General features: G+C 49.2%; 8 protein-coding genes and 1 pseudogene. 5 read left to right on the forward strand and 4 right to left on the reverse strand.

Annotated features, from left to right (window positions below; all coding sequences use genetic code 11):
• From TY09_RS10575 to TY09_RS10590, 4 genes and pseudogenes are all read right to left on the reverse strand, one after another.
• A pseudogene (locus tag TY09_RS10575) lies at positions 1–462 on the reverse strand (calcium/proton exchanger); the annotation flags it as partial.
• A 353-nt stretch (positions 463–815) separates the two neighbouring features.
• Positions 816–2441 (reverse strand): L-glutamate gamma-semialdehyde dehydrogenase, encoded by a 1626-nt coding sequence (gene pruA, locus TY09_RS10580; RefSeq protein WP_081487969.1) that lies wholly within the window; start codon positions 2439–2441, stop codon positions 816–818.
• Positions 2442–2701: 260 nt separating this feature from the next.
• The gene (locus TY09_RS10585) at positions 2702–3616 is read right to left on the reverse strand and encodes a sugar phosphate isomerase/epimerase family protein (RefSeq protein ID WP_042434055.1); all 915 of its coding nucleotides are present in this window, start codon (positions 3614–3616) and stop codon (positions 2702–2704) included.
• A 384-nt stretch (positions 3617–4000) separates the two neighbouring features.
• Positions 4001–5737: a sigma-54 interaction domain-containing protein gene (locus TY09_RS10590; RefSeq protein WP_009060774.1), complete on the reverse strand. Its 1737-nt coding sequence runs from the start codon at positions 5735–5737 to the stop codon at positions 4001–4003.
• Positions 5738–6138: 401 nt separating this feature from the next.
• Here TY09_RS10590 and TY09_RS10595 point away from each other — a divergent pair, with 401 nt between their 5' ends.
• The 5 genes from TY09_RS10595 to TY09_RS10615 all read left to right on the forward strand — a co-directional run bounded on the left by TY09_RS10595 (position 6139) and on the right by TY09_RS10615 (position 13411).
• On the forward strand, positions 6139–7401 hold the full coding sequence (locus TY09_RS10595) for an NAD/NADP-dependent octopine/nopaline dehydrogenase family protein (RefSeq protein ID WP_009060770.1): 1263 nt from the start codon (positions 6139–6141) through the stop codon (positions 7399–7401).
• Between the two features lie 109 nt (positions 7402–7510).
• Complete coding sequence (locus TY09_RS10600) at positions 7511–9886, forward strand: glycyl radical protein (RefSeq protein WP_042434058.1); 2376 nt, start codon at positions 7511–7513, stop codon at positions 9884–9886.
• Positions 9887–10004: 118 nt separating this feature from the next.
• On the forward strand, positions 10005–10748 hold the full coding sequence (locus tag TY09_RS10605; RefSeq protein WP_081759650.1) for a glycyl-radical enzyme activating protein: 744 nt from the start codon (positions 10005–10007) through the stop codon (positions 10746–10748).
• A gap of 463 nt (positions 10749–11211) precedes the next feature.
• Positions 11212–12546, forward strand: a complete 1335-nt coding sequence (locus tag TY09_RS10610; protein ID WP_042434063.1) for an MFS transporter — start codon at positions 11212–11214, stop codon at positions 12544–12546.
• Positions 12547–12604: 58 nt separating this feature from the next.
• Positions 12605–13411: a pyrroline-5-carboxylate reductase family protein gene (locus tag TY09_RS10615; protein ID WP_242841482.1), complete on the forward strand. Its 807-nt coding sequence runs from the start codon at positions 12605–12607 to the stop codon at positions 13409–13411.
• Positions 13412–13515: the final 104 nt, after the last annotated feature.

Here is a 13515-nt window from a genome sequence, read left to right on the forward strand (position 1 = left end):
GTGGTCGCCGCCTCCCTTACTTCCAAATTTAAAGAAGAACGGAAGAATGATACTGAAGAGCGCAAAACCAAGCAGATCAAAATTATTTTTCACAATGTTTTTGCTGACGGGCAAAATCTTATACTTCAGCCCTCCGACAAAAATGCTCATTCCCATCACAAGCAGAATGTTGCCGAGTATCGATCCTGCAAGGCTTGTGAGCACCAAAGAATAGAGGCCCGCCTTAACGGCGAATCCGCAGATCAGGATCTCCGGTACGTTCCCCATGGTGGCATTCAGAAAGCCGCCAATCTTTGGGCCGGTGTACAGGCTGATCTGTTCGGTCGAATCCCCCAGCACGGCGGCCAGAGGGATGATGCCGGCGCAGCAAAGCCAAAACACGATGCCATCGCTTAAGTGGAGTCCGAATCTTGCAACAAAAGTGATTGGAATAAAAATCAACAGCCAGTACAAATACTTCATCGTCATTCTCCTTTTGGAATGTTCAAAGTACATTTTGCAACTTAAAAAAGGCCTGTTTGTGGCAGATGATGTTACACTGTTTTATCTGCTAATAAAAAAGTGCCCGCTACTCCTCTTGTTCAGAGAGAAGGCGGGCACTTTCAAGGGAAGGGGTTCTCAGAATGCAGATTTTTGGCTGCGCCTTGAAAATCCAAAGGAACCACTGCACACGATGAGAATATCTTGCTTGAACGATAGTACAGATTACCACGCCGCCGATTTTCAAAGCAGATTAGAGTCACAGAGATCGATACTTTACAACGGAACAGCTTGCAAGATACTTATTGAATGCCGAGATTACCCCTTCCGCATTCTTATTTTTCACCCATATAAGGGTAACGGTAGTTTTCGGGCGGGCAGAGATTTTCTCTGATCGTCTGCGGACTCATCCAGCGGATCATATTGAAGATGCTGCCGGCCTTATCATTGGTACCGGAACCGCGGGCGCCGCCAAAAGGCTGCTGACCGGTCAAAGCGCCGGTTGGCTTATCGTTGATATTAAAATTACCGGCGGAATGACGCAGACGGTCTTCCAAATCTGCAATTTCTTTGCGATCCTCGCAGAAAATCGAACCGGTAAGAGCATAGATGGAGGAATTGGCGCAGTGGTCTACCATCGCGTCATATTCGTCCTCACCGTAGACATATACCGTCAAAACGGGGGCAAACAGCTCTTTGATCATGGTGATGTAGTTGGGCGTCTTTGCCTGAATCAGCGTCGGATAGATGAACCAGCCCACGCTGCCGTCATAGCCGCCGCACAGGACATCGGCATCCGGCGATTTCTTTGCGGCGTCAATATAGCCGGTGATTTCGTCAAAGGCGTTCTTGTCGATAACTGCACCCAGGAAATTCGTGAAGTCGGTCACGTCGCCCACTTTAATCGTAGAAATCTCTTTCAGAAGCTTTTCCTTTAGCTGCGGCCAAATCTTAGCGGGAACATAGCAACGGGACAAGGCGGAGCATTTCTGGCCGGAATATTCATAGGCGCCACGGATCATGGCTGTAACCAGCGCGTCGATATTGGCGCTCTCGGTTGCAAAAATGTAGTCTTTGCCGCCGGTCTCGCCTACCAAACGGGGGTAGCTGCGGTATTTGTCAATGTTCTCGCCGATCAGCTTCCAGGTACTTTTGAATACCTCTGTCGAACCGGTGAAATGGAAACCGGCCAGACGCGGATCGCTGAGGACATGTTTGCTGACATCGGAACCGCGGCAGGGAATAAAGTTGATAACGCCGTCAGGAACGCCGGCCTCTTGAAACGCTTTCATAATATAGTAGCTTGCCAGAATAGCGGTAATGGCGGGCTTCCAAACCACAACGTTGCCCATAATAGCGGGAGCAGCAGGCAGGTTGCCGTTAATTGCGGCGAAATTAAAGGGCGTTACCGCGCAGACAAAACCCTCCAGAGGACGGTATACAAGCCGGTTGAACATGCCCGGTGTAGGCTTGGGCTGCATGCTGTAAAGCTGATCGGCAAAGTGGATTCCATAACGGATCAAATCGCACAGCTCATCCGGGGAATCGCATTCTGCTTCCCATGCAGTCTTGCTTTGCCCCAGCATAACGGCGGCAGTGATGACAAAGCGATACTTTCCCTGAATCAACTGGGCTGCTTTTTCAAAAATGGCAAAGCGATGTTCCGCGGGCAGTTTCTCCCAGTCTTCTTTTGCAGCCATCGCTGTATCAACGGACTCTTTCAACAGTTTTTCGTCACAGCGGCACCATTCCGCCAACACCAGAGAATGCTTGTGAGGGGCAGTCACTTTGTAACGATCCTCCGTGAAAACCTCTTTGCCGTTGATAATTGCCGGGATGACAATGGGGTTGGCACTCTGACGTTCCAGTTCTTTCTTCAGAGCAGCCCGTTCCTCTGTACCCGGGGCCATGGAGCAGGCAGGGACATTGTCAGGCGACGGAACATAAAAATGACTATTCATAATCAACAAGTACCTCCTTTAATTTTCATTCCTGATTTATTGTAACAGCGGTGTGCTTTTTGTGATGTGCCGGTTTTCTCCTGTTTTTTGCCGAATCTCTCCTGCTGCTGAGCGGGGCGGCAAATTACTGTTTGAGACCACCTGCAATCTAAAAAAACACACCGCTGTTTTTTTGTATGGCGATTCGTTTGCGGGCCGGCAGACAGCGTCCCCCTGACAGACAGGGTTATGAGGGCTCTGAAAGGGCTATCTGAAAAGAGTTATCTGTTTCTCGCACCGACCTTCAGCACGTTGCGCAAATAATCGATGCTTTCTTTGCAGGCCTGAATTTCTTTTTCACGGGCAACTTCCAGAGAATCGTTTCCAATCTCATATTCCACTTCAAAGGTGATGCGGTCCAGAGGGGCCTTTTCCCGCAACGTTTTCAGAACTTTCACGCAATCGATGTCTCCCTGGCCTATGGCTACGCCGATGGAATGGGTTCCGTCCGGGTCCACAACCAGCTTGTTATCACAAAAATGGCAGCAATTTGCATACGGAGCCATCTTTTCAACGCAGGCCTCGGGGCCTTCCAGCACGACCAAAGAATTGATCGTATCCACGCAAGCGCCGATATCGGGGTGATTCAATTGCTGAATCAGCCAGATCACTTCGTCGGCATAGGTATCGCAGTGATTTTCGATCGAGATCGTCAGGCCCAATTCTTCCATCAACGGAATATTGGCCTTGAACTCGTCATAGCGGTCGCTCAATTGGCGCATGACGTCGGGGTGGAAGCAGGTACCGTAAAGAGGACGCGGGCGTTCGATGTCTAGGCTGAATTTGACCAGTTCGGCCCCGATCGCCTTGCCGTTGAGCAACGCATCTTTTACCGTGGAGTTGACGCGGGGGTCACAAGGCGCGTTGAAGGAAACATTGTATTCCAGATAAAGATCGTGAGCTTCCGCGGCGGCTTTCACTTTGGCCAAATGTGCGGGATCCAGCGATTCCAAATCCACATTGGTAATATGTAATCCGTCCAGTCCCCATTCCACGGCCAGGTCCATCAACTGAAACAGGTCGATGGACTTTTCAAACGCATGAGCATCCTGAAAGCCCCAGCTTTCTCCCAAACCGCTGAGATGAAGAGTATAACTATGCATGCCTAATTTGATTTGACGTTCGGTGTTTTTCATCTTGATTCGCTCCTTTAATCGTAAATTTTATGATCCAAAACGCCCCTCTTACCGTCAGCTGTCAAGGGAAAAAGGCGCGTCTGAATTCATGAACCTCACTAAACAAATTCCATTTACAAGTAACCATAAGCAATAATCAGGCCAATTGTGGTATGCGCATTCAAAATTTTATTTTATAAAGACAAAAAGAAGAAAAAATAAGATTTTATCAGAATTTTTGTAACTCATAGCAGAAATAAAAATCAAATGTTTTTTATTTATAGCGCATCTGCCGGACATTGGGTGCAAAAAACGCAAAAATTTTTGCAGGCTGCAAATAATCGTATTTGCAGTGAAAATAAAAAACCCCCAGCATTTTGATTTATGCCGCGGGTTTGAGTTTTCTTATTTGTCGTTTTCACTCAAAAGAGCTTTTACATTCATGCCGCTGCGCTTGATACGATACTGAAGATTTTGGCGGCTGATCCCAAGGGAACGGGCCGTTTTTGAAATATTGCCGTTGTTCTCCAACAAAGCTCTTCGAAGCATCTGGAGTTCGATATTTTGGGTGGTACGGATGAGCGAACCGGTATTCTCTTGTATTTTGATCTTCTCGTAAGGGGGCGCGCAAGCTGCTGAATTCAGAATGTGATCCGGTATATAGTCCGGAGTGATCAGTGAAAGATCGTTCGGCAGAATATTCATGGCGTGTTCAATGCAATGCTCCAATTCCCGAACATTTCCCGGCCAATGATAGGAATGAAAAAGATCTAAAGTCGCGGAAGAAATATTCCGCACGTTTTTGAGCAGCTTTTTATTAAAACCAAGGATAAAATTCTTGGACAATAAGGGGATATCCTCTTTATGTTCGCGAAGCGGCGGAATACTGATATTGACAACGCCCAGCCGATAAAACAAATCCTGACGCAGTTTATTTTCTTCAATCGCCTGATAAGGCGGAATGTTGATATTGGACAGCACCCTGACATCCACATGAATTTCCGCCGCACCGCCCACACGCCGGATCATGCCGTCCTGCAACACACGAAGCAGCTTAGACTGGAGAAAAATATTCATCGAATTGATTTCATCCAGCAAAAGAGTTCCGCCGTTCGCCTGTTCAAACAGGCCGGCTCTGCATTCCGCCCCGGTATAGGCGCCCTTTTCCGTGCCGAACAGCAGTCCCTCCAGCAAATTGTCTGGGATGGCTGCGCAGTTGATCGCTATAAACGGGCCGTTTGCCCGCCGGCTGGCGTTATGGATGCTTTGCGCTAAAAGCTCCTTGCCTGTCCCCGTTTCCCCATAAATCATCACGGAGGAATCGGACTGCGCGATCTGCCGGCATCTGGTGACCATTTTATCCATAGCCGAGCTGATGTAAATGATATCACTGAACTGATGTTTGGCGGTTAAAGCACTCTTTTCCTTTGCTTTGGCAGTGGAGGATCGCTCCAATAACTTGCTCTGCAAATCGATGATTTGCTTATGCAGTTCGCTGGCAGTGGACCAGTCCTCCATTACGTTATAGGCGCCTAACGTCTGGCCGTTTTGAACTATGGGCGAAATGTTCGCAACAATATCTACATTCTTCCCAAAACAAGTGGTGTAATATTGGCGCAGGTTCAGCTTGGGGCGCTTGTCCTGAATCACCTGGGGAACTGCAAGAAGCGAGCCGTCCTGTAAATGGTAAACCTCTGACACATGCTTGCCCAGAACATCCGATGTCACGATGGAATCCAGATTGACCGCCGCATCGTTAAGAAGATAGAGGCGTCCCTGTTCATCGAACAAGATCACGGCCTCGCTGATTCCGTTCAGCACGCTGATCAGCATGTCATGGCAGGCGTCATTCGTGGCCAAACGAAAGACAATCATTCGTGTATCAGGAGGAAGATCCGAAAGCTCCGGCGTTGTACACCGGCACAAATATTCGCCGAAAGCAATATTAGCATAGCGAACCGGGTCGGATTCCCCGCAGAGCAGCGCGGCGGACTCCGGCATAGCGGTTCCCACTAAATTTCCACCGCCGTGGAGCAGGCGATCCCCCGCTTCATTGATGGACAGGATTTGGTTGTCTTCAGAGATCAGCACGGCACCCAGTCCGCACTGAGAAAGAAGTTCCATGGCATCCGGATATCTCATGGCCATTACCTCCCATTTCTTATTCCGTGTGTGATAGCAATATTTAATCTGTGGAATATTGATCCTACTTCGAAAATCGCCGCTATTTAATACTATACATAAAACGCCCGAAAGTAAAGCAAAAATTTTTGCAACTATGCTAAAAGTGCAAAAAATTTTGCTTATTTTTTGCGACTTGTCCATAGAGTAAAACGGTAAAAATGATCAACAAATCCGTTCAATATGAGGATATTCCTGTACTTTTTGATTTTTGTCCTTAGTTGGCACGTCTTTTGCTTATAGTAAAAGTGAAGGAGATCGGGAATATCTCCTGTCAATTTATTATGGATTATGGCTAATCGTACTTGTACCCGAAGGGGTGCAGGTATACTCGAGAGCTAACCTTGAAGGAGGAAATCTAGATGAGTGTAGAAAAGCATTCCGCAGGGACCATGGTGTATTTGAAGAATATGCCGATCGCGGTTCTGGGCGGCGGAGCAGTCGGTAAAACCTGTGCGGCAGACATGAAACTGGCCGGACGCGAAGTCCGCCTGTTTGATATGATGCCTTTTGCAGAGAAAACTTTGGCCAATCTGGGAAAGACCGGTATTCTGCTGGACGGTGTTCAGCGCAACCGGTATTGTTTCGAACGGTCCGGCCGCGCGTACTTCGACGTGGTGACAAGCAATATCGAATGGGCCGTCAAGGGCGCCGGCCTAATCGTGGTGGCGGCCCCCGCAATGGCTCACGAACCCTTTTTCCGCGCCCTGATCCCTCATCTGGAAGACGGCCAGGTGATCCATATTTTCACCGACAACTATGCCACCCTGCTTCTCCGCCGCCTGATGCGGGAGATGGGCTGCACGAAACAGGTTATTGTCGGCGGCTGGTCCTCTGCCCCTTACGGTACCCGTTTGGAATCAGTCAACGGCTTTGTATTCCCCCACGTGGGCGTAAAATACCGGGCGATTACCCTGCGCGGCGCCTCTCTTCCCATGTCCGACATCGACGCTTTTATGGAGTCGGCCCGATACCTTCCCTGCATCGATGCTGTCACTCAGGGCGAGGGCCCTTCGACCGGCAACACCGTACTGGATATCGGTTTTGCCAACATCAACCCCGTGATCCATGTTCCGGCCACGATTCTGGGTGTGTCGACGATGGAAAACTGGGGCGTGATCTTCGGCGGTCACGACAAAACCACCTATTCCATGTACAGTCACGGCCTGAGCCCTTCCATCTGCGAGGTTCAGTATCAGTTTTATGAGGAAGAAAAGGCCCTGGCAAAAGAGATCGGCGTCGGTACGCCCAGCTACAATTATGAATCCTTCTTCTCCCGCCGCAGCGTGCTGACACAGGAGTATATGGGTCTGGATGAGAACGGGAAAGACAATGTGGTATTTCCGCTGGATCAACCGTCCAACGAAGGCAATACCGGCCCCAACAACATCAACCATCGCTATCTAACGGAGGATGTGCCGGTAGGGTGCAAAATCTATCACGACCTGGGGGTTCAGTATGGAGTTCCCACCCCGATTATTGACTCGATGATCGTTTTGGCAGGCGCGATGCACAAGAAGAGTTTCTTTGAAACCAGCAAGTATAATCTGGCCTATCTGGGAATCGACAACATGCCCAAAGAAGAGCTGCTGGCTTACCTGAACAAAGGAGTATACAACCGCTGAACCAAATTCAACCGGTATTGGGATTTTTTATTCCGTTCCTGCTCCCGCGCAGACCCCGTGAAAGGGCTGCAATGAAGCAATACAAATTTGATAAGAGGAGGTTTTTTCAATGGCGCAAACTTATATGGAGCGCATTCAAGCACTGCGCAAACAGTATCTGGACACCCGGGTAGACATGGATGTCTACAATGCAAAGTATCTGACCGAAGGTTTCAAAGCGACTGAGGGCCAGCCCTGGATCATTCAGAAGGCGACCGGTTTTCTTCACCAGTGCCGTAAGAAAAATATCTATATCCAGGACAACGAGCTGCTGGTCGGCGGCGCCGGCTTCAAGCCCCGCTGCGGCATCCTGTGCGCCGATAGTTCCTGCTCCATTCTGGATCGGGAACTGAACACGATCAGCACCCGTAAATTCGATCCTTTCTACCTGAGCGAGGAAGGCAAGAAGGTCTTTCAAGAAGAAGTTTCTGATTATTGGAAGAATAAATGCGTGCTGGATCGCTGGCGCGCTCTGGCTCCGGAAGATATGGAGACGTTGCGGGACAACGGGATGATCTATATTGACCGCAAGGCCGTGCGCGGCTACGGCGAGACCACGCCCGGCTGGGATCGCCTGCTGACTTTGGGGATTTCCGGCATCCGCAAAGAGGCGGAAGAGGCCTTGGCAAAGCTGGATGACTCTCATGTGGGTGATCTGGAGAAGATGTTCTTCCTGAAATCCGAGATCATTGTCTGCGAAGGCGTCGTCACTCTGGCTAACCGCCATGCCGATCTGGCGGAAGAGATGGCCGCCGGGTGCGCCGACCCCGTCCGCAAGGCGGAGCTGGAAAAGATCGCCACCGTGTGCCGCCGTGTGCCCGAACATCCCGCTTCTTCTTTCTATGAGGCCGTACAGAGCGTACTGTCCTATGAGTATGCCATCTATATGGAACAGAACGCCTCGTCCTACAATCTGGGCCGCATCGACCAGTATTTGTATCCGTATTACAAGGCGGATATCGAGAAGGGCGTGATCACCAAAGAGGAAGCGCAGGAGCTGCTGGACTGCCTGTGGATCAAAATCGCCGAGCTGAGCCTGTTCCAGGACGAAATCACCGCCCAGTACGCTGCCGGCTACTGCATTACCGTAAACGTCACCGCCGGCGGTATCGATCAGTTTGGCAACGACGCTGTCAACGAGCTGTCCTACATGGCTATTCAGGCCACGATGGACGTTCAGTTCAAAGAGCCCAATCTGTCCATCCGCTACAATATTTCCAAAAATCCCGACGCTTTCCTGCGCAAGGCGGTTGAGTCCATCCGTATGGGCCTTACGATGCCCGCGATCCACCATGACGACGCCGGTATCCGCATGCTGTTGAACAAGGGAGTGCCCTTGAGCGAGGCTTGGGACTGGAATCCCTGCGGCTGCGTAGAGACCAACCTGTCCGGCCGTATGAAGCAGTACACCGATATGGCCGACGTTAATCTGGGCGGTATTGTTGAGATGGCTTTGAACGACGGCGTCAGCCGCAAAACCGGCAAGCGGGTATCCATTTCAACCGGAGACCCCGTAAACTTTAAGACCTTCGACGATTTCTTTGACGCTGTCAAGGCCCACATCCGATATTTTGTCGATGTGATTGTTTCCGGCAACCAGCTGCTGGATTATCTGAGCATGAATTACCGCCCCGTGCCGTGCCTGTCTCTGACGTACCCCCACTGCATTGAGAGCGCTAACGATTACAGCATGGGCGGCGCCAAATACAACTGCGGCGGCGGCGTCATCACCGTTGGTCAGGCAGATATCATTAATTCTCTGGCCGCTGTGCGGAATCTGATATATGATGAGAAGAAGCTCACTATGCAGCAGCTGTGCAACGCACTGGCGGCAAATTTCAAAGGCTACGAAGACGTTCAGAAACTGTGCATGGAGGCCCCCAAATACGGCAACGACGACGAACGGGCCGACTGGATCGTGGGCGAGGTGTTTACCTATATCATCAACCAGTTTGAGACGTATGATACCAAGTTCGGCAGGATGACCTGCGGCATGCTGCCCGTATCCGGCAACACCCCCATCGGTGAGTGGGTCGGCGCCCTGCCTTCGGGCCGTTATGCCTGGACTCCTTTGACCGACGGCATCGGGGCTACCGGCGGTACCGATATCAACGGGCCCACCGCTCTGCTCAAATCCGTCAGCCATATCCCGCACGCCCGCTTTACGCAGGGAACGCAGCTCAACATGAAAATGGAGCCTGAAATTCTGGCAGGCGAGAAAGGCCTGACACACATGATGCACCTGCTGAAAACGCTTTGCACATTAGATGTCTACCACGCCCAGTTCAACGTGATCAACCGGGAGACTTTGCTGGCCGCTCAGGAGCATCCGGAGCAGCACAGGGATCTGTTGATCCGTGTCGCCGGCTATACCGCTTTCTTTATCGAGCTTGGCAAGGAAGTGCAGGATGAGATCATCAGCCGCACTTCGATCAGAAGCTGGTGATATGGAACCGGCAGTAGCAACAATTCGGGATAATGATTAACCGGTAAAGGGGCGAGCAACCATTTGTAACAAACAAAAAGAGAGAGAGACAAACGAAAAAGAAGAGATTCGCGGTGTAGTGCTGCGAATTGAGCGCAGCTCCATTTATGACGGCGACGGCTTTCGTACCGTTGTGTTTTTAAAAGGATGTCCGTTATGCTGCCAATGGTGCTCTACCCCTGAAAGCCAATCCTTCGAAATAGAGTATACGGAGCAGAATACGTATGGCAGAATAATGACAGTGGAAGAGGTGATGAAAGAAGTCAGAAAAGATTCTGCTTTTTTCTTTCACTCCAAGGGAGGCGTAACTTTGTCTGGCGGTGAGCTCTTATCCCAGCCGGGCTTTACGCTGGCCCTGCTGCAGGCAGCCTGGTCGGAATGCATCAATACGGCAATCGAAACCACTTTTTTTGCTCCATGGGCGACGATTCATTCGATTCTTCCATATGTAGACACCGCGTTTGTGGATATGAAAGTGTTTGACCGGGAGCGGCATAAATTTTACTGTGGCGTTGATAATCAGATCATCCTTGAAAATCTGCTGCAGACGAATACGGTGGAAAAGCCGTTCCGGCTGGTCGTTCGTGTCCCCATTATTCCGGGAATCAACGATTCGGAGGAAGAATTGGAGCAGATTGGGCAATTCTGTTCGAAACTGCGTTATCTTCACCATGTTCAGCTGCTTCCATACCATCGATTGGGAACAGAGACCTACAAAAAACTGGGACGTCAATACTTGCTTGCCGACATCCTCTCCCCTTCTGCGGAACAGATGCTGCGCTGCCAGGAAATCCTGCGAAAGCACGTGGAGCAGGTACTCTGAGTTTTGCGGCACTTTCTTGAAATACGCTTAAAATTTGGGGATCGCAGGGTTTGTCAATCATGTGAAATCGTGTAATGGATTCTGATCAAGGCAGGAAAAGGGATGTGTCGGTTTTAAAGCAGCGCAGAGAGGCAGGTTTTCAGCCCGCTCGCAAGTGAATAAAAGCAATGGCGGGCATAAAATCTTTCAATCAAAAACAGTCACCGGACTTTTCATTGTGCCTGAACGTGTGGGTGGGGGTTCCTCTCTTTGCTTTCGGTTTCTTCGGCAGAGAAAGGCTCCCGCCACCGTATGGCGCGAAAGCTTTCAGAATATCGTTGATATCCTTTTGAACTTTGTTTCGTATGGAAATCTAACGACATGTCTCCTTTTTCTCATTTTTTAACTGCCCCAATAAAACAAGTTTTGCAGGAACCTTTTCAAAATCAGCTTGCCGTAAAAAAATATTAATTAGGAGGGAATTATGAATACCAATCAAGTGACAATGGATACAGTCCCTTTGAATAAATTCCATTTAAAGCTATTTGCCTACTGTGCCGGGTGCCCATTAGTGGACGGGTATGTTCTGGGAAGCGTCGCAATCTCCCTTTCGATCATGAGTACCCAAATCCCTATGTCTCCGATTATGTCGGGTCTAATTGGAATGGGATCTCTTTTGGGGATGTTTTTCGGCGGCATGTTTGGCGGCTACATAACGGATTTGATCGGCCGAAAGAAAATGTATATTCTCGATTTTGCTTTTCTCACCGTTCTGGGGGTTCTTCAGTTTTTTATCAGTGATCCAATACAGTCGTTCATCATACGAATCCTTTTGGGCGTCGGCTTAGGAGCGACCTTCCCCATTGCAGGGCCCTACCTGTCGGAATTTTCCCCGCAAAAAAATCGCGGGACCTTTGTTGGGGCGCTCAATGCGGTCTGGTTTATCGGTTATGCGCTTTCTTATGTGGTTTGCTACCTTTTATTGCCTGTCGGCGTGAATAACTGGAGATGGATGCTTGTAAGCGGTGCAATTCCTTCCCTGCTCTGGCTGTTCGCTATAGTTGCCATGCCGGAATCCCCCCGCTGGCTGGTCAGCAAAGGAAGAGAAGAGGAAGCAAACAAGATTCTGAAACAGATCGGTGATAATGTCGTTCTGCCGGAAGAACAGGAACCCGAGGAAAAGACTGCTTTTCTCGATATCTTTCGGAACGGGTATGGAAAATGGGTCTTTTTCGCAGCAGCTTTCTGGACGCTTCAAATTGTGCCGGTGTTCGGGTTAGGAACCTATCTTCCGACTATTATGGAGAAATTCGGCTTTGCACAGGGAAATTTGCAGTACCTGGGATCGGCGATCATAAACTGCCTGTATCTGATTGGCCTGATTCCGATCTTCCTTTATATGGACACTGCCGGGAGGAGACCTACGCTCATTTGGTCGTTCCTTATCTGCGCCGTCGCATTATTGATATTGGGTCTGATCTCTGGTATGAATATGCCGTTTGGGGTCATCCTGATTTTATTTGTACTCTTTGGAGCGTCCAACACGGCGGGCGGAGCACACCAGTGGGTCTATCCCAATGAGCTTTTCCCAACGCATATTCGGGCAACAGCAGTGGGCTTTATTACTGGAGTGACCCGTGTACTATCTGCTATTTCTACGTTTTTTGCCCCAATCGTTTTGTCTAATTTCGGCTTGACCGCTACCTTGTATATTTGTGCGGCAGTATCTGCGGCCGGACTTTTGCTTTCCATTGTCATGGCCCCGGAAACAAAAAATATGAATTTGACGAAGGCTGCCTCTTTAAACAAATCCATCTAAGATTCTTAAAAGAAATTCACTTTATGTCAGCAGCAAACTGAAAGGAATGATCAATGCAATGAAAACAACAATCGGATGTATCGGCGCGGGAAATATCGTAAGAGCAATTTTATCAGGAGTAGAGAAGAGCGAGAATTACAAACATAAGCAGATCGGTATATTCGATATATCGCAGCAGGTTTGTGAGGAATATAAAGCAAATGGATATTATGTCTACAAATCGATCGAAGATTTAGTAAAAGATTCGAGGGTTGTTGTTGTTGCGGTATTGCCTCAAATTATTAAATCCATCGTACCGCAAATTAAGGGAGCCTATACTTCTGATACTGTTTTTATTTCTCTGGCGGCCGGAATCAATAACCAATGGTATGAGGAACAGTTGGGAGAAAACTGCAAAGTGGTTCAATGTGTGCCCACACTTACCGCACAGGCTGGAATGGGTGCCTTTGCTGTCTCTCGCGGGGCAAATGTCACGGACGACGACTATAAAGAGGTATACCGTTTTCTGACTAGCTGCGGCATTGTTGAGGAAATACCGGAATCCTTAATGTACGAGGTGGTTCCGATTAACGGAGCCGCTCCAGCCTATTTTTACCACATGGCTGATGTTGTCGTGAAAGAGGCGGTTAAGATGGGCCTCAATGAAGATACTGCTTTAAGGCTGTTCGCCCAGACCATGAAAGGCAGTGCAGAGATGCTTTTGAGTCTGGAAATCAGTCCAAAGGAATTGGAAAGCAAACTTTTATTGCCGGGTGCAGCAACTCTTTCCGCTATTAATAAAATGCATGAGCTCGGTTTTGAGATTTGCCTGAAAGAAGGCATAAAAGCTTGTGTAACGCAGTGCAGGGAACTTGGCAAACAGTAATCGAAGAAAAATTTTCTGTTGCCATAATAGGAATCTCCGTCGCGGTGCTTTTGTTCTGCACCGCAATGGAGGTTTATGCAAAACCCGAGATAGTTTCCCTGTGG

It is taken from the genome of Faecalispora jeddahensis (genome assembly GCF_000577335.1).
GTDB lineage: Bacteria > Bacillota > Clostridia > Oscillospirales > Acutalibacteraceae > Faecalispora > Faecalispora jeddahensis.